Raw genomic sequence first — 19,501 nt, forward strand, 5'->3', positions numbered from 1 at the left:
GGCGCGGGGACCAGCGGCGCAGCGTCGACGGTGTCCGGAGGCGGTGCCGAGGGCAGCGGGCCGGGCGCGCACGGGCCGGGCGCGGGCGGGTCCGGGGCCGGAGACGGCTCGGGTGGCGCCGGTGACGGCTCGCCCGGCGCCGGCGGCGGTTCGGCCGCGTACAGTCAGGGCGGCGACCCGATCTCACCGGTGTCGCAGCCGCCGGAGGACACCGGCTACCCGGAGACGATCGGCGTCGGCGACACGCCCAGCCAGGGCCACGAGTCGCCCGTGCCCTCGTGCACCGACACCGCGGGGCAGCAGGTCTCGTGCCGCGTGGACGACTCCTCCCCGCCGACGGACGAGGTTTCCCCCGGCCCTTCGCGGACGGACACCGGGCACTCCGAGCGGAACGGGGGAGGCGGCCCGACCGAGCAGGGCCGGCAGCCCTCGCGGTCGGACACCGGGGACACCCGACCCGGCCCCAGCCCGGCCGCCGGCGACGTGCCCTGACCGGCGATGGGCGCCCCACCTGCGGTACCGGACGATCCGGCCGTCGTCGCGGCCCGTGCCCGTGCCCGCGCTCGTGCCCGGCGTCGCAGACAGCTCCGCCGTGCCGCCCCGCCGCCGCCCGTCTCCGGCACCGGCACGCCGCCGCAGGCCGGTCAGCGGTTCGAGTGGGCCAACACCGTCCTGGGCGCCGGATCGCTCGTCGGCGGCCTGATGTTCTACGCGGGCGTCATGCACAGCAGCGCCTACTTCGCCTACTTCCACGTCCGCGCGTCGATCCTCGGCTTCGGCTTCCCCCAGATGATCATCTGGAGTCTGCGCCTGGTGACCCTGCCCGTCCTCATCGGCCTCGCCCTCCTGGCCGTGACGCCGCGCCTGCCGGAACTGCTCGTCTCGCTCCGGGTCCCGCACCGCGTCACCCTCGGGGTGCGCCGCGCGGTCCGGGCCGTCGCCCGCCAGTACGTACTGTTCGTGGCCGCCGGTGTCGTGCTGATGCTGCTGTGGCAGCACATCCAGCCGTACGGATGGGCGGCGCCGCTGCTGGTGGCCGCCGGCCTCGTGCTGGGCCAGAGTGACGCGGCGAACCCGGTACGCCCGCCGCGTGGCCTGTGGCGCAGAGGCTTCCCCATCGCGGCGGCGGCCTTGTTCCTCGTATGGATGATCGCCCTGGTCGCGGGCAGCCTCGGTACGCAGGACGCCCGCTCGACCGCCGCCCACCTCGTGCGCCGCCCCGCCGTCGTCGTGCTGAGCGTCGAACGCCTCAGCCTGACCGGCCCCGGCCTGGCGACCGAGACCCTCCCGGGCATGCACTACCGCTACCGCTACACCGGGCTGCGCCTGATCCTCGAACGCGACCGCCGCTACTACGTCCTTCCCGTCGGCTGGCGCGCCCGTACCGACCCCGCCTTCGTCATCGAGGACGACGACACGATCCTGGTCCAGCTCATGCCGGGCACCCGGCCCCAGGACGGGACGGACATACGGTGACGGGCAGGCGCCCCGCCGAGCCACCGGATTTTGGTCCAGCGTGCAACCATCTCGCATCCGTGCCGGTCTGGCCTCGTATGAACGGATCGATGACGGGGACACGGTCGCAGCGCGTGGCGGGGGCCGCCGCGGCCGCGGTGCTGGTGACGCTGGCCGTGACGGTGAGGGACGGCGGCAACGCGCCGGTGGCCGCCGTCGCCGGAGCGGCCGCCGAGGGGCCGGAGCTGAGGCTCACCGGCATGACGGACACGTACTCCGTCCGCCGGGACGACGCCCCGGCGGAGTACCGGATCACCTTGCGGGCCACGGAGCCGCACGTCGTCAAGGACGTCACCGTACGGATCGACCTGTCCGTCCTCGCGGGCCGGGCGGACGTGACCTGGGTGAACAAGGAGTACCGGTGTGCTCTGGCGGGCCAGGTTCTGACCTGTGTGCTGGGGGACGTCGAGCGGGCGGTGGCCTTCACCCCGTTCACCCTCACCCCGCGGCAGGGGGCCGCCCCGGGACCGGCTGGGGTCTTGACGACCACCGTGACCAGTGCCGACGCGCCCACCGTCCGCCACACCACCCAGGTGGTCGTCGGCGCCCCCGGGACGCCGCCGGACGAGCGGGAGTGAAGCCCGGCCGGCGGCGTTCCGCGGCGCGGCCGTTGCCCGTAGCGTTCGGTGCGTTACGTGAGCCGCACCGGACGGTGCGTCCGGCAGACGACCGCAGGAGGACATGTGACCAGCGCAGTCGAGCACAGCTCCGTCGAGGTGAACGGCGTCCGGCTGCACATCGCCGAACAGGGAGCGGGGCCTCTGGTCCTGCTCCTGCACGGCTTCCCGGAGTGCTGGTACTCCTGGCGCCACCAGTTCGCGCCACTGGCGGCGGCCGGGTACCGGGTCGTGGCGCCGGACCAGCGCGGTTACGCGCGCAGCGACCAGCCGGCCGACATCGCCTCGTACACCATGCTGCACCTGACCGGTGACGTGATCGGCCTGATCCATGCGCTGGGGGAGGAGCAGGCGGTCGTCGTCGGGCACGACTGGGGCGCCCCGGTGGCCTGGACGACGGCGCAGCTGCGCCCGGACGTGGTGCGCGGGGTCGTCGGGCTGAGCGTGCCGCCCGCGCCGCGTTCTCCCGAAGCGCCACTGGTCCGTCTGCGGGAGCTGCTCGGGGACGGCTTCTACCAGGTCTACTTCCAGGAACCGGGCGTCGCCGACGCCGAACTGGCCCAGAACCCCACCGCCACCTTCCGCGCCATCCTGTCCAACGGCTCCGGCGACAGCCCGTTCACCGACCCGCCGCGCCCGTGGGTCGTCCCGGAGGGCGCCAAGCTGCTGGACACGATGGAGGAGCCGGCGGAGCTGCCCGGCTGGCTGACCGAGAAGGACATCGAGACCTTCGTCGGCGAGTTCGCCCGGCACGGCGACCGCGCCTTCACCGGCGGTCTGAACTGGTACCGCAACATCGACCGCAGCTGGGAACTGCTCGCGCCGTTCCAGGGCCGCGGCATCGACGTACCGGCGCTCTACATGGCGGGCGACCGCGACCTGGTCCGGGCCTTCCCGGGCGTCGATCAGCTGCTGCCCGCCCTGGAACGGGCGATGCCGAACCTGCGGCAGGCTCCGGCCCTGACCGGCTGCGGCCACTGGACGCAGCAGGAGCGGCCGGACGAGGTCACCGCCGCGCTGCTGGAGTTCCTGGCGGAGCTGCCCGCGGCGAAGTGAGGACGGAGCGGGCCGGCGCACCTTCTTCCCGGGTGCGCCGGCCCGTTTGTACGGACATACGGGTGCGGCGGGCGAGCCTGCCGCACCGCTACACCGTGGCGTCGGCCTCCTCCGCCGTGGCCCGCGCGTGCTCGTTGAGCTTGCTGTGCCGCCGGCCGTAGCCGAAGTACAGCGCGAGGCCGACCGCGAGCCAGACCAGGAAGCCGACCCAGGTGATCAGCTGGAGGTTGAGCATCAGGTACAGGCAGCACAGCAGCGAGACCAGCGGGATGAACGGCACCCACGGCGTACGGAAGGCGCGGGGCAGGTCGGGGGCTGTGCGCCGCATGATCAGCACACTGGCGGACACTGCCGCGAAGGCGAACAGCGTGCCGATGTTGACCATTTCGGCGAGCAGGTCGAACTTCAGGAACGCCGCCAGCGCGGCCATGATCACGGCGAGCACGACCAGGTTGGCCTTCGGGGTGCCGTGCCGCGGGTCGACCTTGCACAGTGCCTTCGGCAGCAGCCCGTCCCGGGCCATCGCGAAGATGACGCGGCTCTGCGACCGGAAGCAGATCAGGCTCACCGCCGCGAGGCCGACCACCGCGCCGAGGCTGATGACCGTGGCGAAGAAGGGATGGCCCTTCGCGGTGAAGGCGTCGGCCAGCGGAGCCTTGACCGACAACTGCGAATAGTGCTGCATTCCGGTGACCACCAGGCACACCGCCACGTACAGCACGGTGACGACGACCAGCGAGGCGATGATGCCGATGGGCAGATCGCGCTGCGGCCGGCGGGTCTCCTCGGCGGAGGTCGCCACCATGTCGAAACCGATGTAGGCGAAGAAGACCATGGCGGCGGCGCTGAGAATTCCCGCGACACCGAATGCCGTCGGGGTGATGCCCGTCAGCAGCTGCAACAGCGGCGCCTGCAGTCCGGACACCTTGGCGGTGTGCTGCGCCTCGGGCACGAAGGGGCTGTAATTCGCGGTGTCGATGAAGAACAGCCCGGCGACGATGACCAGCAGCACAATCGCCAGCTTGATGCCGACCAGCACATTGGTGACACCCTTGGACAGTTTTCCGCCGACGACGAGCACCACGCCCAGCACGAGCACGAGCAGCGCCGCGGGGAGATTCACCACGGCGTCGTCGCCCCCGCTCAGCGCGGCGGGAAGATGCAGCCCGAGGCTGTTCAGCATCGATTGCAGATAACCGGACCAGCCGACCGCCACCACCGCGGTGGCCAGGGTCAGTTCGAGGCTCAGTGCCCAGCCGATGATCCAGGCGGGCAGTTCGCCGAGCGAGGTGTACGAATACGAGTACGCGGAGCCCGCCACCGGGACCGAGGACGCGAATTCGGCGTAGCACAGCGCGGCGCAGGCGCAGACCGCGGCGGCGACGACGAAGGAGAGCGCCACGGCCGGACCGGCCATGTTCCGGGCCACCGTACCGGTCAGCACGAAGATTCCGGTGCCGAGAATGACACCGACCCCGAGGATGGTCAGATCGAGCGCGGAAAGATCCCGGCGAAGTTGTTGTTCGCCCTCTCCACGAGCCTCCTTGACGGCTCGTTCCAAAGGCTTTTTGCGCAGCAGACTCACGGTGGGTGTTCCGAACTCTCTCAGGGGCACGGGAAACGGACGGACGCGTTCCCGTTCGGAGTCTCCGTCAGGCGTCCGCGTCCTCGCAACGTAACGCTCCGGCATCTCAAATACTGGGACCGGCGCCGGGACGTGGCGGACCGCCCGCGCGAAAGAGCCGGACCCGCGCGAACCGGTGCGGGCGTGTCGCCGCGCCGGAATTACCGTTCGTCCGCCGCGCCCGTCGGTTACAGTGGAGAACATGGCTTCCTGGTACTACTACATCTGAGACCGGGCGTGACCGCGGGCGGCTGACTCTTCGCCGCCTCGCCGTACGACCGGCAGCGCCGCCGTCCGCGCAGGAGCACAGAAGCACCTGTCCACGGACCGCCGCGCCGATTCCGCGGTCACCTCTTTCCGCAGCCGCAGCCAGCCGTATTCCGCATTCCGCTGCGCGCTGCCCTCCCGGCCTCCAACGGAATCCGGCCCCCGTGCGCAAGGCGCACGGCGCGGCCACGACGTACCCAGGGAATTCCCGTGCGCCATCGCGCCCAATTGACCATGAAAGACGTCTCCCGCAGCTACGGCGACCGCACCGTGCTGGAGCAGGTGTCGCTGACCGTGCGCCCCGGCGAGAAGGCCGGCGTCATCGGAGAGAACGGCTCCGGCAAGTCCACGCTGCTCCGGCTGCTGGCCGGGGCCGAGGCACCGGACACGGGCGAGATCACCGTGTCCTTCCCCGGCGGCACCGGCCACCTCGGCCAGACGTCCGCACTCGACCCGCGCGGCACCGTCCAGGACGCCGTCGACGCGGCCCTCGCCGAACTGCGTGACCTGGAAGCCCGGATGCGCGCCGCGGAAGCCGCGCTGGCCACCGCGACACCGGACGAACTCGACGCCTACGGCGAGCTGTTGACCACGTACGAGGAACGCGGCGGCTACCAGGCGGACGCCCGCGTGGACGCCGCCCTGCACGGCCTCGGCCTGGGCCACCTCACCCGCGACCGGGTGCTGGGCTCGCTCTCCGGCGGTGAGCGGTCGCGCCTGTCGCTCGCCTGCGTCCTGGCCGCCGCGCCCGAACTCCTCCTGCTCGACGAGCCCACCAACCACCTCGACCGGCAGGCCACCGCCTGGCTGGAGGCACACCTCGCGGCGCACCGCGGCACGCTGGTCGTCGTCACCCACGACCGTGACCTGCTCGAAGCGGTCACCTCGGCCATCCTTGAGGTCGACCGCGACCTGCGGACCGTCACGCGGTACGGCGACGGCTGGCAGGGCTACCGGACGGCGAAGGCCGCGGCCCGCCGCCGCTGGGCGCAGGACCGCGAGGAGTGGCTGGCGGAGGTCGCCCGGACCGCCGACCTGGCGGAGTCGGCCGGCCGGCGGCTGGCCGGGACCGGCAAGGACCCGCACCAGGGCTTCGGCAAGCACCGCCGCTCGCACGAGGCGAAACTGTCCGGCCAGGTCAGGGCGGCCCGGCAGCGGCTGGACCGGCTCCGGCGCCACCCGGTGCCGGAGCCTCCCGTACCGCTGCGGTTCACGGCCGAACTGGCCACGGCCGCCCCGGCGGCACGGTCGGCGGGCGAGGCGGTGGACGGGCCCGGTACAGCCGTCGGTACGGAAGCCACCGTGCGCGGCCCGCTCGCTCAACTGGCCGACATCACCGTCGGCGACCGGCTGCGCATCGCCGAGCTGACCGTGCAGCCGGGCGACCGCCTGCTCGTGACCGGCCCCAACGGCGCGGGCAAGACGACGCTGCTGCGCGTTCTGGCCGGTGACCTGCGTCCCGATACGGGCACCGTGCGCCGGCCGGCCCGTACCGGATACCTGGCGCAGGAACTGTCCACCGCGCCGTCCGCCGCACCGCCCAGGCAGTCCCTGCTGGCTGCCTTCGCAGCCGGTCTCCCCGGCCCGCCCGAGGAGCACGCGTCCGGACTGCTGGCCCTCGGTCTCTTCCGGGAGGAGGACCTGACGGTCCCGGTGGCGGCCCTGTCCGTCGGCCAGCGGCGTCGGCTGGAGCTGGCGCGCCTGGTGACGCGCCCCGCCGACCTGCTCGTCCTGGACGAGCCGACCAACCATGTCTCCCTCGCCCTCGTCGAGGAGCTGGAGGAGGCGCTGTCCGCCTACCGCGGCGCGGTGGTCGTGGTCTCCCACGACCGGCGCTTCCGCAGCGGGTTCCGCGGGCGTGAGCTGGAGCTCGACGGCGGCCGGGCGGTGCGGGAGCGGGAGTGTCTCGCGGGGAGCCGCTGAGCGGACGGGCGGCGGGCGCGCTCCGGGTGCGCCCGCCGTGCCGAGGGCCGAGAGTGGAGGAGAAGCCCGCGAGGAGCCCGTGAAGAAAGGGTGGAGCGAGAACCGGTCCGGTGGCGGAGAGGCATGGCGGCGCGGTGAACGGGCACGCGTGCGGACACGCCGGACGGCGGCGTACGGCCGAGGGGACGATGCCCGGCACGCGGGAACGTGAGCGGCACACAGGAACGTGTGCGGCGCACGAGACCCACCGTCCGCACACGCCACACAGAAACCGTCCGCACACGTTGTAACCGTCGAAATCCGGGCACCCGGAACACCGTCAAGACATCACCGTCAAGGCTGTCACGCCTGTCAGTCGGTGACCCGCGCACCCTGAGGAGGAAGCGCCATGCACCTCTCGCTCCTTCAACCGATCATCGACCGGCCGGGCCCCTGGGCCTCCGTGTACGCCGAGGTGCCGCACAGTACCGAGGACGCGGCCAAGCAGCGCGAGCTGTCGGCGGACGCGGCGGCCCGGCAGCTCGCGGAGCAAGGGGCGGACCGGGCCACGTGCGACGCCGTGCGCGAGGCCCTGGCCGGATTCCGCGCCGACGGCGACAGCGCGGCCCTCGCCGGGCGGGCCGTCTTCGCCACGGACGGCGAGGTCGTCCTGGACACGCCGCTCGCCGGGCGCCCCGCCCAGCCGTTCGCGGCCTGGTCGCCGCTGCCCAGGATCACCCCGTGGGCCGAGGCCGCGGCGGACAACGCCGGGTGCCTCGTCGTGTACGTGGACCGCATGGGCGCCAACTTCGAGCTGCACGACGACCGCGGCGGCGCGGAAGCCGGCAAGGTCGACGGCGTGGACTGGCCGATCCACCGCACCGCTACGGCGGACTGGTCCGAACGGCATTTCCAGACCGCGGTGGAGAACACCTGGGAACAGAACGCCGGTGAGATCGCCGAGGCCGCGCAGCGCGTCTTCGACAGCTGCGGCGCCAAGGTCATGCTGCTGGCGGGCGACCCCCGCGAACGCCGCTCGGTCCACGACAAGCTCCCCGAGCAGCTGCGCGCGGTGACCTACGAGAGCGACCACGGCGGCCGGGCCGCGGGCTCCGACAGCACCGCGCTGGCACGCGACATCGCCCACGTACGGGCCGTCCACGAGCGCGACCACGTGGCCGACGTCCTCGACCGCTTCCGGGCGGGCGCCGGAGTGGGCGGCACGGACCCCGCGTACGCCGCGACCGGCGTACCGGCCCTCGTCGAGGCGGCACGCGAACACCGCATCGACACCCTGATCATCAGCCCCGGCGGCGCCGACGCCGGCCGTGAGGTCTGGGTGGGCCCCGGCGCCGACCAGCTGGCGGTCCGCAACTCCGAACTGCAGTACTTGGGCGAGACCAACCCGTCCGCGGCCCGCGCGGACGACGCCCTGCTCCGCTCGGCCGCCGCGAACGGCGCCGAAGCCGTGGTCGTCCGCGACCCGGCCGAAGCCCCGACCGGTGGCCTCGGCGCCGTCCTCCGCTGGAGCACACCGACCCAGCACGAGTAGGTCCACGGCAGCACCGGACCGGTGCCCGGGCAGCCTTCGCGCTGCCCGGGTGCCGGTCTTTTCCGTGGGTGGAAGCGGTACGGAACCGTTCGGCGCGGAAGGAGGCAGGGGGTACCGCAAGTTCGGCTCGGGAGCGGTACGCATGGGCTGGTAGCTGCTACCTGGTAGCCGGTGTTTGGTAGCTAGTGCTGTGACCGGGAAGGTTTGCCGGGTTGGTGGTCAGGTCGCGGCAGGCGATGGTCTGCCGCCCCAGCGGACGCCTTTTTCGCTGCGGATGCGGGCGCGTTCGCGTCGTTGGGCGGCGAGGATGTCGGGGTGACGGGTGTGCTGGTTGCGCCAGCGCAGGTAGGCGTGCAGGGCTCTGGTCTGGACGGTGTGGTTTGGATGGTCGGAGTTGGCGAGGGTGAACTGCCGCAGGGGCCCGAAGTGGGCCTCGATGGGGTTGGCCCACGACGCATAGGTCGGGGTGAAGCACAGCTCGACGTTCTTGCGGGCTGCCCACCTGCGGATGCGCCAGTTCAGGTGGGCGGAGAGGTTGTCGAGGATCACGTAGACCGGGGCGCCGTCGGGGCGGGCCGCGCGGATCGACCGCAGGGCGGCCCAGGTGTGGTCGATGCCTTTGCGCTTGCGGTTGACGCCCCACAGTTTGTCGTCGCCGACCGAGTAGCAGCCGTGGAAGTAGGTGATGCCGTGGGTGCGGCGGAACGTGGCCGGCAGCCGCTCGGGCCTGCCGCGTCCGGCCCAGCAGGAGCCGGCAGTGGGGCGGATGCCCAGCGGCCCGAACTCGTCGAACGCGAACGTGCGGTCCGCGCGCTCATTGAGCGCGTACTCGATGTGTTCCAGCTTGGCGTCGAATGTCGGGTCCGGGGACTCCTTCCAGGTCTTGGTGCGCTGGAAGGAGATCCCCCGGCGGGCCAGCAGGCAGCGCAGTGTCTCCCGGCCGATCCGGACGGGCCTGGCGGCGTCGCGGCGCAGGTGATCGGCGAGTTTGCGGATCGACCAGCGGGTGAAGGGCTTGCCCAGCACAGTGGGGCGGGTGGCGGCCGTCCGGACGACGAAGTCCTCGTCGTCACCGCTCAGCAGGCGGGGACGGCCTCCCGTCCACTGAGGGTCCAGGCATGCGAGCCCGATCTCGTTGAAGCGGTGGATCACGTCACGGACGGTGTCCTCGTCCGCCTGGACCAGGTGCGCGATCACTGGGACCGTGCTGCCGCCGGCCGAGGCCAGGAGCATCATCGCCCGCCGAAATCGCACAGAGTTCGTGCTGCCCCGCCGAACGACGTGCTGGAGCTTCTGTCCTTCCTGCTCAGTCAGCCTGCGGACCTTGACCGGTAAAGCCATACCCGCCTCCCATGCCAGTCGGCGTCCTCACACCCGACTAGCACAACCGACAACCCGGCAAACCTTCCCGGTCACAGCACTAGGTACGCCAGACCCTGCTTTCCGAGGGGGCTGCCTGCCCAACGCCAAGGACATCGCGGCCCGGGTGACGGTCAACTCAACCCCAACATCGTCCTCAAGGCGTACCGGGAGCTTGTACACCGGGGCCTCGCCGCGCCCAAGCCGGGCGTTGGCACCTTCGTGACCGGCACCCTCGGCGACACCACCCCCGCCGAACACGAGCCGGTGTAACGGGCGTTGCGGTACTCGCTCGGCAGGGCGCGGGCTGGACGAGAGCGGTACGGACGCCGCCAAGCGCTGTCCGACTGCACCCTGAGCGTGCCGGGCGGGCGGGTGGTCGGGCTGGTCGGGCCCAACGGCGCCGGAAAATCGACCTTGTTACAACTGGCCTGCGGGCTGCTTTCCCCGACCTCCGGCACCGTCACGGTCCTCGGCGAGCCGCCCGCGTCCGGACCGGAACAGCTGGCGAAGATCGGTTTCGTCGCCCAGGACGCACCCACCTACGCCGCCCTGTCCGTCGCCGACCACCTGCGTCTGGGCGCCCGCCTCAATCCGGGCTGGGACGCCCGGCTCGCGGACGACCGGATCCGCCGGCTCGGCATCGACCCCGCCCAGCGCGCCGGTGCGCTCTCCGGCGGGCAGCGCGCCCAGCTCGCCCTGACCCTCGCGGTCGCCAAGCGGCCCGGACTGCTCCTCCTGGACGAGCCGGTGGCCGCACTCGACCCGCTGGCGCGACGCGAATTCCTGCGCGGCCTCATGGAGTTCGTCGCGGAGTACGAAGCCACCGTCGTCCTCTCCTCGCACCTCGTGTCCGACCTGGAACGGGTCTGCGATCACCTGATCGCCCTCGTCGCCTCCCGCGTCCGCCTCGCGGGCGATGTCGAGGAGCTGCTCGCCACCCACTTCCGCCTCACCACGGCACGCCGCGACGGCGACAGCCTGCCGGACGGCCTGGAGGTCGTGCGGGCCGTCCACACCGGCCGGCAGAGCACCTTCGTCGTCCGTGCCGAGTCCGCCGTCCACGACCCGGCCTGGGTCATGGAACCGCTCGACCTGGAGGATCTCGTGCTCACCTACCTGGACCCGGCCGGAGCCGCCCCCGGCGCCCGACCCGTGGCGGAGCCGCTGAGATGATCTGGCTGACCTGGCGCCAGTTACGCGTCCATGTCCTCGTGGCCCTCGGAGCCCTGGCCGCGATCGCCCTCCTCCTCCTGGTCACCGGCCTGCAATTGCGGCACTCCTACGACACCGCCGTCGCCGGCTGCGCGAGCGGCTGCGAAGCGGCCGAGGCGGCCTTCCTCTCCCGGTACACCGGCCTGTCCCACCTCGCCACGGGCCTGGTGATCGCCGTACCCGGCCTCCTCGGCGTCTTCTGGGGCGCGCCGCTCATCGCCCGTGAAGTGGAGGCGGGCACCCACCGGCTGGTCTGGAACCAGAGTGTGACCCGCACCCGCTGGCTCGCGGTCAAGCTCGCCACCGTCGGCCTGGCCGCCGTCGCCGTCACCGGCCTGCTCAGCCTCCTGGTGACGTGGTGGGCGGGCCCGCTCGACCAGGTCGCCATGGACCGGTTCTCGCCCCTGCTGTTCAGCGCCCGCGGCGTCGCACCCCTCGGCTACGCGGCGTTCGCCTTCACCACCGGCGCCTGCGCCGGGCTGCTGATCCGCCGGACCGTGCCCGCCATGGCCGTCACCCTCGCGGTCTTCGCCGCCGTCCAGATCCTGCTGCCGGTCGCGGTCCGCCCGTACCTCCAGGAACCGGTACACACCGACGTGGCGCTGGACCTCTCGCAGAGCACATCGGGCCGCTACACGCTCCTCAGGTCGGGCTCCGGCGCCGAAGCCCGCGTGGACGTGGAGGTGTCCAGGCCAGGTGACTGGGTGGTCTCCGGGGCGAGCCCGGTCCTCGACCGGTCGGGGCGGGACACGGGCCGCAGCCTGGCCTGCGAGGGAGCCGCCGGCTGCACCGTCCCGACGGACCTGCACACCCGGATCGCCTACCAGCCCGCCGACCGCTACTGGGCCTTCCAGTGGTCCGAGACCGCGATCTGCCTCGCCCTCGCCGGGCTGACGGGCGGGTTCTGCGCCTGGTGGCTGCGCCGCCGCAGGAGCTGAGCGCCAGTGCCATGACTCCGGCCGGGCTGACGCGGGGGCTCCTTCCGCCGGGGCCGGCCATCGGGTCCAGGGCCGCCCCGGCAGACAGGGCCGAGCTGGTCAGGCGGAGCCGTAGGAACCGGCTGAAGGCGCCGTGACCTGCTTGCTTCCGGCCTTGGTGAAGACCGTCACCGTCAACTCGACCTTCCTTTCGCTCGTCCTCCTGTGGCCCACGCTCGCAGGCTAGGAGCGGGCGCACCGGCCGGACAGGGCGCACGTTCCGCGCCCGGTCGCGGAACTCGGGCGCACACCCGGTCGAACGGCGCGTCCGTCCCACGAGGCGCGCGTGCCGCACCGCGCTCTGGGCCTGGCGGAGGCCACCGGGTTACGGTCCATGACCACGGACCGCCGCAACCGCACATCCATCACCAGGCGCGTTCCGGCCGCACCGGCCGCCGGGGGACGCGCACCGACGAGGAGGCCGACCTTGGCCCGTACCGCCCCCGCCCCCGATGCCGCGATCCGCGCCCGGCTCGACACCGTGCGCGACCCGCTGCTGTCGCTCGCCCGCGACCTCCACGCGCACCCCGAGACGGCGTTCGCCGAACACCACGCGGCCGACGCCCTCACCCGTCTGCTGGCGGACGCGGGCTTCGCCGTCGAACGCGGTACGGCGGGGCTGCCGACCGCCTTCACCGCCACCGCGGGGCCGGCCGACGCCGACCTGACCGTGGGGCTGTGCCTGGAGTACGACGCGCTGCCGGATCTCGGCCACGCCTGCGGGCACAACCTGATCGCCGCCGCCGGAGCGGGCGCCGCCATCGCGCTCGCGGCGGCCGCCGGTGACCTCGGGCTGCGGGTCAAGGCGCTGGGTACGCCCGCGGAGGAGGGCGGCGGCGGCAAGATCCTCATGCTGGACGCGGGGGCCTTCGACGACGTGTCGTGCGCGCTGATGGTCCATCCGGGGCCGGCGGACGACTTCGGCGGCTCGTCCCGGGCCTCACGTGGCGTGGTGGCGGAATACGAGGGCCGCGCCGCGCACGCGGCCGTCGCCCCGCACGACGGCCTGAACGCCGCCGACGCGTGCGTGGTCGCGCAGACCGCGCTGGCCCTGCTGCGCCAGCAACTGCCCGACGGCGTACGGATGCACGGCATCGTCACGCACGGCGGCGACCGTACCAACATCATCCCGGCGCGGGCCCGGATGAAGTGGCAGCTGCGCGCCGACACCCTGGACGAACTGGAGACGCTGTGGCCCCGTATACGGGCCTGCTTCGAGGCGGGCGCGGTGGCCACCGGCTGCGAGCTGACACTGACCGAACCGTCTCCCGCCTACGCCGACCTGCGCCAGGACGCATGGCTCGGCGACGCCTACGCACGGCACGTGCGGGCCCTCGGCCGCGACCCCGAGCCCGCGGTCTTCATCGGGGCCTCGACCGACATGGGCAACATCAGCCGGGCCCTGCCCGCCGTCCACCCCACCATCGGCCTGTCCTGCCACGCCCGGCCGCACACGGCCGAGTTCGCCGAGGCGACCATCGGCGAGCCCGCCGACCGTGCGGTGCTGGACGGCGCCCTGGCCATGGCCCTGACAGCCGCTGACCTGGCCGCCGACCCCGAGCAGCGGGCCCGGGTCACGGCGGCGCACCGTGCCCGGGCCCGGCGCGCCGACGCGGGTCAGCGGCGCTCGTCGGCCGGTTCGCCTCTCGGGTGACCCGCCGCGTTCTGCTGCTCCGCCAGGTTGGTGGAGAAGGTGTCCCCCTCCTTGCCGACCCGCTCGTCCTCGTCCTCGTCGTCCGTGATGTCCAGCTCCGCGTCCTCGAACTCCTTGATCACCTCGTCGGCGGCGGAGTCGGTGTGCCGGCGGTCGTTTCCCGTGGATCCCATGGAACGGTCCTTCCTGTGGGCCCGTCGGCCGTGCGGCCCGGCGGGCCGGTCGTCCGGCCCGCGCCGCGGCCCGGGCCTCGCGGTGCGGTGCGGTCGCGGGGCACCCGGTACGTACCGGGCACCCCACGCACCAGCGGGTTCCCTGCCGTGCGGTGATCATGCGTCGGGGGCGGGCGGCGCGTTCGCCGGTACGGGTTTCCCGCGCCGTACGGGGGCTACCCGGTGCGGCGGCCGCTCGCGGCGGACCGGGGACGGGCGTCCGGCCGGTCCCGGTTCCGCCGCGACCACCGAGACCAGGAGGTACGTGGGATGTTCCGAGCGATCGCGGACGTGCTGAGGGCCGTGGGCAGCACCCTCGCGGCAGTCGTCACCCTGCCGTTCCGGGCGCTGGCCCGGCTTTTCGGCGGCGCCTCACGCTCGGCCCGCTGACCCCGCCGACCGGCGCGGGAGCCGGACCGGCGGCGGGCACCGGGCGGTACGGAGGCGGCATACGAAGGCAGGCAGTACGAAGGCGGGCGGCCGTTTCGCGGCCGCCCGCCTCCGTACTGCCGTGTCCGCGGTCCGGGGTCAGCCGGGCAGCGCCGGACGGTTCCAGTGCCGGTGTGCCGCGACCGCCTCGGCGAACGCGCCCGTGAAGTCCTGGGCCGTCGTCCCGGCCGAGAGCCGGTCGGTGACGATGCCCGCCTCGGAGACGGTCGCGTCACCGTCGGCCGCCGTACGCAGCTCGCCCGGCAGCTGGTCCGCCAGCTTGTCCACGCTCGCCCCCAGGGCACCGATCGGCTTGCCGTGGCGGTAGGCGCTGCGGACGAACCGCAGGGCCGCGTCGTCGGCGGCCGCGTTGCCGGAGTCCAGGCCGCCCGGAGGCAGCAGCACCGCGTCGTAGAGCACCGAGGCCACGGTGGGCAGCGCCCGGTCCACGGCGAGGGTGCTGCCGTCCTTGTCCTGCACGGTGCCGTCCTGCGGGGCGAGCAGCTCCACGATCGCGCCCTGTTCGGTCAGCGCGTCGCGGACGGCGATGGTCTGCGCCGCGTCCACGCCGTCGGAGACCAGCACGGCGATCTGCCGGGTGCTGATCGAGCCGTCCCCGCGGTTGTTCTCGAAGCTCAGCGCGGGGGAGGGGGCCGGCTGCGGCGTGTTCGGGCGCTCCTGCGGCGCCGGGACGCCGACGCCTTCGGCGACCGCGACGGCCAGCGCGTGGTCCACGTACGAGAGCTGCTCGACCGTACGGGCGCGGACCTCCTTGGCGCCCACCTTGCCCAGCTCGAAGCGGAACGCCTCGACGATGTGCTTCTGCTCCCAGTCGGCCATGCTGTGCCAGAACATGGCCGCCTGTGTGTAGTGGTCCTCGAAGCTGGGGCTGCGGCGCCGGATCTTCCGGCCGTCCACGCGCTCGGTGTAGTGCCGGAAGGCCGGGTCGTCCGGGTCGGCCAGCGCGGGGCAGCCGCCGCCGAGCGAGTTCGGGTGGTAGTTGGCGCCCCGGTGGATCTCGCCCTGGTGGTAACCGTCGCGCTGGTGGTTGCGGACCGGGGCGACCGGCCGGTTCACCGGGATCTGCGCGAAGTTCGGCCCGCCGAGCCGGATCAGCTGGGTGTCCAGGTAGGAGAAGTTACGGGCCTGGAGCAGCGGGTCGTTGGTGAAGTCGATGCCCGGCACGACGTTCGCCGTGTGGAACGCGACCTGCTCGGTCTCGGCGAAGAAGTTGTCGGGGTTGCGGTCGAGCACCATCCGCCCGATGGGCTCCACCGGGACCTGCTCCTCCGGGATGATCTTGGTGGCGTCCAGCAGGTCGAAGTCGAACTCGTGCTCGTCCGACTCCGGCACCAGCTGTACGCCCAGCTCCCACTCGGGGTAGGCGCCGGCCTCGATGGTGTCCCACAGGTCCCGGCGGTTGAAGTCGGGGTCCCGGCCCTGGGCCTCCTGGGCCTCGTCCCACACCAGGGAGTGCACGCCCAGCTTCGGCTTCCAGTGGAATTTCACGAAGGTGCCTTGACCCTGCGCGTTGACGAACCGGAAGGTGTGCACGCCGAAGCCCTGCATCATCCGGTAGCTGCGCGGGATGGCCCGGTCGGACATCAGCCACATGATCGTGTGCAGCGTCTCGGGCTGCAGCGAGACGAAGTCCCACAGGGTGTCGTGCGCGGAGGCGCCCGTCGGGATGTCGTTGTGCGGTTCCGGTTTCACCGCGTGCACGAAGTCCGGGAACTTGATGCCGTCCTGGATGAAGAAGACCGGGAAGTTGTTGCCCACCAGGTCGTAATTGCCCTCCGAAGTGTAGAACTTCGTCGCGAATCCCCGGACGTCACGCACGGTGTCGGCGGACCCGCGCGGGCCCTGCACGGTGGAGAACCGTACGAATACCGGGGTCTTCACGGACGGGTCCTGGAGGAAGGCGGCCCGGGTGAATTCAGCACACGACCGGTACGGCTGGAAATAGCCGTACGCACCCGCTCCGCGTGCGTGCACCACCCGCTCCGGGATCCGCTCGTGGTCGAAGCGGGTGATTTTCTCCCGGAAGTGGAAGTCCTCCATCAGGGTAGGCCCGCGCTCGCCGGCCTGAAGGGAATCATCGGTGTGGTCGACCGGCACGCCCTGGTCGGTTGTCATGGGCCCGGAGGCCGGGTCTTCGGCGCGGAAGCGGTCACGCTGTTCTTGCTTCGGGTCGGCCATCGGATTCTCGCTCCTTGTCTGCCCAGTCCACACGTGTGCGGGCGTCCGCACGACGAATGCGCGCCACGTCCGGCGGTCCGTCGCGACGGCGCTCCGCCGGACTGGGTATCCGGTGGAACGGGAAACAAACCTGCATTCCGGGCCGGCCGGATGACGGGGTGCAGCTGCGCGTGAGCGCTCCGCAGGCGAGCCGCCGCTGATCGTCCTATGCTCGGGGGTGCAGACGTTGGGCGTATACCGCGTACCTGGTCGGACCCGGTGTGCGGGCAGCCGGAGGCTGTCCGAGAGGTGTGCCTCCGCCGTCTCGGAGACGACGCCCAGACCCCGCGTCCGTTGGGAGAGTGGTCCCGTGAGCACAGCTGCCACGGCTGCGTCACGCCGCCGACGAGCTTTTCCGGACACCCCGGACGCGGCCGAGACGAACGCCGTTTTTACACGCCTGGCAGAACTGCCCGAAGGCCCGGAGAAGAGGCGGTTGCGCGATGAACTGACTCGCGCCTGGCTGCCCATGGCCGTACGCCTCGCGCTGCGTTTCCGGGACCGTGGCGAAAGCATGGACGATCTGAAACAGGTGGCCGCTCTGGGCTTGGTGAAGGCCATCGGCGGGTACCGGCCGGAGCGTGGCAGCGCATTCGAGAGTTACGCGATCCCCACCATCGTCGGTGAGGTCAAGCGGCATTTCCGGGACTGCACCTGGGGCGTGCACGTACCGCGTCGCGTCCAGGAACTCCGCAACGCCGTACGGCTCGCCGTACGCGAACTGGCCGCGGCCTCCGACAGCCGTTTCCCGACCGTCTCGGAGATCGCCGAACGCACCCGGCTCTCCGCCGACGACGTCATCCTCGGCCTGGAAGCCATCGAAAGCTACAAAACCCTTTCGCTGGACGCCGAGCGGCCGGGCGCCGACGACGATTTCGCCCTCCGTGACAGTATCGGTTTCACCGAGTCGCAGTACGAGCTGGTGCTCGCCCGGGAAACGGTGCGCGACGGCCTGCGCGGCCTTCCGGAACGCGAGCGCCGCATCCTGTACATGCGGTTCTTCTGCGATATGACACAGAGCCGTATCGGCGAGGAACTGGGGCTGTCCCAGATGCATGTGTGCCGTCTCATCAAGCGGACCTGCGCCCGCATTCGCGAGCAGGCCGACGGGGCCGGCCCCGAGGCGCCCGCCAGTTCGGTTGCGGCATGACCCGGTGAAATGACATGCGGTCCCGCCTTTCCTGGTAGGACCGCAGTAGCAGTGCTGGACACAATGGTGGAGAAGGGCCGGCTTTACATGGGCGAGTGCCAGATGACGTTCGTTCCCGGGGTGCCGTCGTGGGCCACCCTCCTGACGGGGGACCTCGACGTCGCGACGCGTTTCTACGGACCGCTGCTCGGCTGGCGGTTCGAGGCCGGACCGGACCGGTGGGGACCGTACGTACGGGCGATGGCCGGGGACACGGCGGTGGCGGGGCTGAGCGCGGCCGCCCGCCACACCGAACTGCCCAACGCGTGGACCACGTACTTCGGTACGCGCAACGCGGACGACGCGGCGAACGGGGTCCGGGAGCGCGGCGGCACGGTCGCCATCGGCCCGCTGGACTTCGACGCGGGACGGCTGGCGCTGGCCGCCGACCCGGCCGGGGCCAACTTCGGCCTGTGGGAGTGCCGCGAGAGCTCCGCCGGGGCGAACCGGCAGCCGGTCGGCACCGGCGCGCCGGTCTGGGTGGAGCTGCGCACCCGGGACGCGTTCGACGCCGCGCGGTTCTACGGTGACCTCTTCGGCTGGTACAGCGAGGCGGAGGGCAGCCCCTTCGACGTGCGCTGGGAGGACGAGCGGGTGGTGCTCAGCGTCGAGGACCGGGACGCGGTGGGCCTCTACGGCGGCGCGATCGAGGCGGCGGCCGACCCGCAGGTGCGGCCGCGCTGGAACGTCCACTTCCAGGTGCCGAGCGTCGAGGAGGCCGTGGAGACCGCGAAGAAGCTGGGCGGCCGGGTGGAGTCCCAGGCCGAACGCACCGCGCACGGCCCCGTCGCCGAACTGCGCGACCCGGAGGGCACCCTCTTCCACATCATCGGCGCGGTCACCTGAACCGGCCCGCCGGGACCTCGGCACCGTCGGCCCCGAGCCCGCCGGACGACCACCCGGCCCCCGAATCCGCCGGACCTACCGCACCGCCACCAGCACCGCGTCCTCGCCGAACTGCCAGACCGGCGCGGCGTGCCGGAACCCGGCCCGGCGCAGCAGCCGTACGTGGTGGGACAGCGGTAGCCCGTTGTGCACGCTGTGCGCCGTGTGCCGGGCGCGGCGGGCGGTGAACGGGCCGGCCAGCTCCGGGTCGGCGGCGGCAGCGGCCCACCAGGCCGCCCAGTCCTCGCGGCCGGGCGGCCGCTGCCGTTCGGCCCGCCGCAGCCCCACCTGTGCCGCCACCTCCGCTGCCCGGTCCCCGCGCGGGCTGCGGAACCGGTCGCTGTTGACGAGCACACCGCCGGGCCGGACGAGGCCGGCGAGATCCTCGTACGCCCGGCGCAGCGCGTCCGGCGCCAGGCAGTGCAGCGCCGTCGACGAGACCGCCGCGTCCAGCGGGCGGTCCAGGCCCAGGGCACCGGTCCAGCCGACCGCGCCGACCGGCGCCTCGACGAACCGCACCGCGCCGCCGTGGTGGGCCCGGCCCAGCGCCAGCAGGACGGGGTCCTTGTCCACCGCCACGACATCGGCGCCGGGCAGCCGCCGGGCCAGCCGCGCGGCCAGCGACCCGGGCCCGCACCCCAGGTCCAGGACCAGGGACCGCTCCTGCTGCGCGGTGACCTTCTCGACGGCGTCGGCGACGACCGTGAAGCGCTCCTCACGGTCGATCGCGTACCGCTGCTGCTGTCGTTCCCACCGCCGCACCCACAGGGCGGCCGTAGCCGTGCTCAGTCCCATCCGGTCGCGCCACCT

At 72.6% G+C, this 19,501-nt stretch carries 17 protein-coding genes; 12 read left to right on the forward strand and 5 right to left on the reverse strand.

The window, feature by feature from the left end; genetic code table 11:
* Positions 1–30: 30 nt before the first annotated feature.
* The 4 genes from OEIGOIKO_RS37090 to OEIGOIKO_RS37105 all read left to right on the forward strand — a co-directional run bounded on the left by OEIGOIKO_RS37090 (position 31) and on the right by OEIGOIKO_RS37105 (position 3,188).
* Positions 31–492 carry a hypothetical protein gene (locus OEIGOIKO_RS37090; RefSeq protein ID WP_125057707.1) on the forward strand — a complete coding sequence of 154 codons (462 nt, stop codon included), beginning with the start codon at positions 31–33 and terminating at the stop codon, positions 490–492.
* Between the two features lie 6 nt (positions 493–498).
* Positions 499–1,476: a hypothetical protein gene (locus OEIGOIKO_RS37095; RefSeq protein WP_125057708.1), complete on the forward strand. Its 978-nt coding sequence runs from the start codon at positions 499–501 to the stop codon at positions 1,474–1,476.
* An 89-nt stretch (positions 1,477–1,565) separates the two neighbouring features.
* A complete protein-coding gene (locus OEIGOIKO_RS37100) occupies positions 1,566–2,093 on the forward strand; it encodes a hypothetical protein (protein WP_125057709.1) in 528 nt (175 codons plus the stop codon).
* Between the two features lie 105 nt (positions 2,094–2,198).
* Positions 2,199–3,188 carry an alpha/beta fold hydrolase gene (locus OEIGOIKO_RS37105; protein WP_125057710.1) on the forward strand — a complete coding sequence of 330 codons (990 nt, stop codon included), beginning with the start codon at positions 2,199–2,201 and terminating at the stop codon, positions 3,186–3,188.
* An 88-nt stretch (positions 3,189–3,276) separates the two neighbouring features.
* On the opposite strand, the gene OEIGOIKO_RS37110 is transcribed toward OEIGOIKO_RS37105, so the two are convergent.
* Positions 3,277–4,749: an amino acid permease gene (locus OEIGOIKO_RS37110; RefSeq protein WP_125059461.1), complete on the reverse strand. Its 1,473-nt coding sequence runs from the start codon at positions 4,747–4,749 to the stop codon at positions 3,277–3,279.
* Between the two features lie 564 nt (positions 4,750–5,313).
* Here OEIGOIKO_RS37110 and OEIGOIKO_RS37115 point away from each other — a divergent pair.
* Both OEIGOIKO_RS37115 and OEIGOIKO_RS37120 read left to right on the forward strand, forming a co-directional pair.
* Entirely contained in the window at positions 5,314–7,002 is a 1,689-nt protein-coding gene (locus OEIGOIKO_RS37115) for an ABC-F family ATP-binding cassette domain-containing protein (protein ID WP_125059463.1), read from the forward strand.
* A gap of 388 nt (positions 7,003–7,390) precedes the next feature.
* Entirely contained in the window at positions 7,391–8,533 is a 1,143-nt protein-coding gene (locus tag OEIGOIKO_RS37120; protein ID WP_125057711.1) for a baeRF2 domain-containing protein, read from the forward strand.
* Positions 8,534–8,752: 219 nt separating this feature from the next.
* Here OEIGOIKO_RS37120 and OEIGOIKO_RS37125 read toward each other — a convergent pair whose 3' ends face one another.
* A complete protein-coding gene (locus OEIGOIKO_RS37125; RefSeq protein WP_125051381.1) occupies positions 8,753–9,874 on the reverse strand; it encodes an IS630 family transposase in 1,122 nt (373 codons plus the stop codon).
* Between the two features lie 297 nt (positions 9,875–10,171).
* On the opposite strand from OEIGOIKO_RS37125, the gene OEIGOIKO_RS37130 reads away from it, so the two are divergent.
* The 3 genes from OEIGOIKO_RS37130 to OEIGOIKO_RS37140 all read left to right on the forward strand — a co-directional run bounded on the left by OEIGOIKO_RS37130 (position 10,172) and on the right by OEIGOIKO_RS37140 (position 13,738).
* On the forward strand, positions 10,172–11,068 hold the full coding sequence (locus OEIGOIKO_RS37130; protein WP_125057712.1) for an ABC transporter ATP-binding protein: 897 nt from the start codon (positions 10,172–10,174) through the stop codon (positions 11,066–11,068).
* Positions 11,065–12,045: an ABC transporter permease gene (locus OEIGOIKO_RS37135; protein ID WP_125057713.1), complete on the forward strand. Its 981-nt coding sequence runs from the start codon at positions 11,065–11,067 to the stop codon at positions 12,043–12,045. Before OEIGOIKO_RS37130 ends, OEIGOIKO_RS37135 begins: the two co-directional genes overlap by 4 nt.
* Before the next feature lie 466 nt (positions 12,046–12,511).
* Positions 12,512–13,738: an amidohydrolase gene (locus tag OEIGOIKO_RS37140; protein ID WP_246177798.1), complete on the forward strand. Its 1,227-nt coding sequence runs from the start codon at positions 12,512–12,514 to the stop codon at positions 13,736–13,738.
* Here OEIGOIKO_RS37140 and OEIGOIKO_RS37145 read toward each other — a convergent pair.
* Positions 13,702–13,911: a hypothetical protein gene (locus OEIGOIKO_RS37145; protein WP_125057715.1), complete on the reverse strand. Its 210-nt coding sequence runs from the start codon at positions 13,909–13,911 to the stop codon at positions 13,702–13,704. The two genes, OEIGOIKO_RS37140 and OEIGOIKO_RS37145, sit on opposite strands and share 37 nt — an antisense overlap.
* Positions 13,912–14,220: 309 nt before the next feature.
* Between OEIGOIKO_RS37145 and OEIGOIKO_RS43655 the strand changes: the two genes are divergently transcribed.
* Entirely contained in the window at positions 14,221–14,340 is a 120-nt protein-coding gene (locus tag OEIGOIKO_RS43655; protein ID WP_280526800.1) for an LPFR motif small protein, read from the forward strand.
* Between the two features lie 138 nt (positions 14,341–14,478).
* Here the strand turns inward: OEIGOIKO_RS43655 and OEIGOIKO_RS37150 are convergent, their stop codons facing one another.
* On the reverse strand, positions 14,479–16,578 hold the full coding sequence (locus tag OEIGOIKO_RS37150) for a catalase (protein WP_125057716.1): 2,100 nt from the start codon (positions 16,576–16,578) through the stop codon (positions 14,479–14,481).
* Positions 16,579–16,927: 349 nt separating this feature from the next.
* On the opposite strand from OEIGOIKO_RS37150, the gene OEIGOIKO_RS37155 reads away from it, so the two are divergent.
* Both OEIGOIKO_RS37155 and OEIGOIKO_RS37160 read left to right on the forward strand, forming a co-directional pair.
* The gene (locus OEIGOIKO_RS37155) at positions 16,928–17,767 is read left to right on the forward strand and encodes a SigB/SigF/SigG family RNA polymerase sigma factor (protein WP_246177799.1); all 840 of its coding nucleotides are present in this window, start codon (positions 16,928–16,930) and stop codon (positions 17,765–17,767) included.
* A 51-nt stretch (positions 17,768–17,818) separates the two neighbouring features.
* On the forward strand, positions 17,819–18,652 hold the full coding sequence (locus OEIGOIKO_RS37160; protein ID WP_307721255.1) for a VOC family protein: 834 nt from the start codon (positions 17,819–17,821) through the stop codon (positions 18,650–18,652).
* Between the two features lie 75 nt (positions 18,653–18,727).
* On the opposite strand, the gene OEIGOIKO_RS37165 is transcribed toward OEIGOIKO_RS37160, so the two are convergent.
* Complete coding sequence (locus OEIGOIKO_RS37165) at positions 18,728–19,486, reverse strand: class I SAM-dependent methyltransferase (RefSeq protein WP_125057717.1); 759 nt, start codon at positions 19,484–19,486, stop codon at positions 18,728–18,730.
* Positions 19,487–19,501 lie beyond the last annotated feature (15 nt).

Origin of the sequence: Streptomyces paromomycinus (assembly GCF_003865155.1) — a bacterium.
Lineage (GTDB): Bacteria > Actinomycetota > Actinomycetes > Streptomycetales > Streptomycetaceae > Streptomyces > Streptomyces chrestomyceticus.

What these genes read in the sequence shown, in the direction of transcription:
- OEIGOIKO_RS37165 (WP_125057717.1), bottom strand. Translation starts at nt 19,486, where the DNA reads ATGGGACTGAGCACGGCTACGGCCGCCCTGTGGGTGCGGCGGTGGGAA.
- OEIGOIKO_RS37115 (WP_125059463.1), top strand. Translation starts at nt 5,314, where the DNA reads ATGAAAGACGTCTCCCGCAGCTACGGCGACCGCACCGTGCTGGAGCAG.
- OEIGOIKO_RS37095 (WP_125057708.1), top strand. Translation starts at nt 499, where the DNA reads ATGGGCGCCCCACCTGCGGTACCGGACGATCCGGCCGTCGTCGCGGCC.
- OEIGOIKO_RS37150 (WP_125057716.1), bottom strand. Translation starts at nt 16,578, where the DNA reads ATGGCCGACCCGAAGCAAGAACAGCGTGACCGCTTCCGCGCCGAAGAC.
- OEIGOIKO_RS37125 (WP_125051381.1), bottom strand. Translation starts at nt 9,874, where the DNA reads ATGGCTTTACCGGTCAAGGTCCGCAGGCTGACTGAGCAGGAAGGACAG.
- OEIGOIKO_RS37145 (WP_125057715.1), bottom strand. Translation starts at nt 13,911, where the DNA reads ATGGGATCCACGGGAAACGACCGCCGGCACACCGACTCCGCCGCCGAC.
- OEIGOIKO_RS37120 (WP_125057711.1), top strand. Translation starts at nt 7,391, where the DNA reads ATGCACCTCTCGCTCCTTCAACCGATCATCGACCGGCCGGGCCCCTGG.
- OEIGOIKO_RS43655 (WP_280526800.1), top strand. Translation starts at nt 14,221, where the DNA reads ATGTTCCGAGCGATCGCGGACGTGCTGAGGGCCGTGGGCAGCACCCTC.
- OEIGOIKO_RS37135 (WP_125057713.1), top strand. Translation starts at nt 11,065, where the DNA reads ATGATCTGGCTGACCTGGCGCCAGTTACGCGTCCATGTCCTCGTGGCC.
- OEIGOIKO_RS37100 (WP_125057709.1), top strand. Translation starts at nt 1,566, where the DNA reads ATGACGGGGACACGGTCGCAGCGCGTGGCGGGGGCCGCCGCGGCCGCG.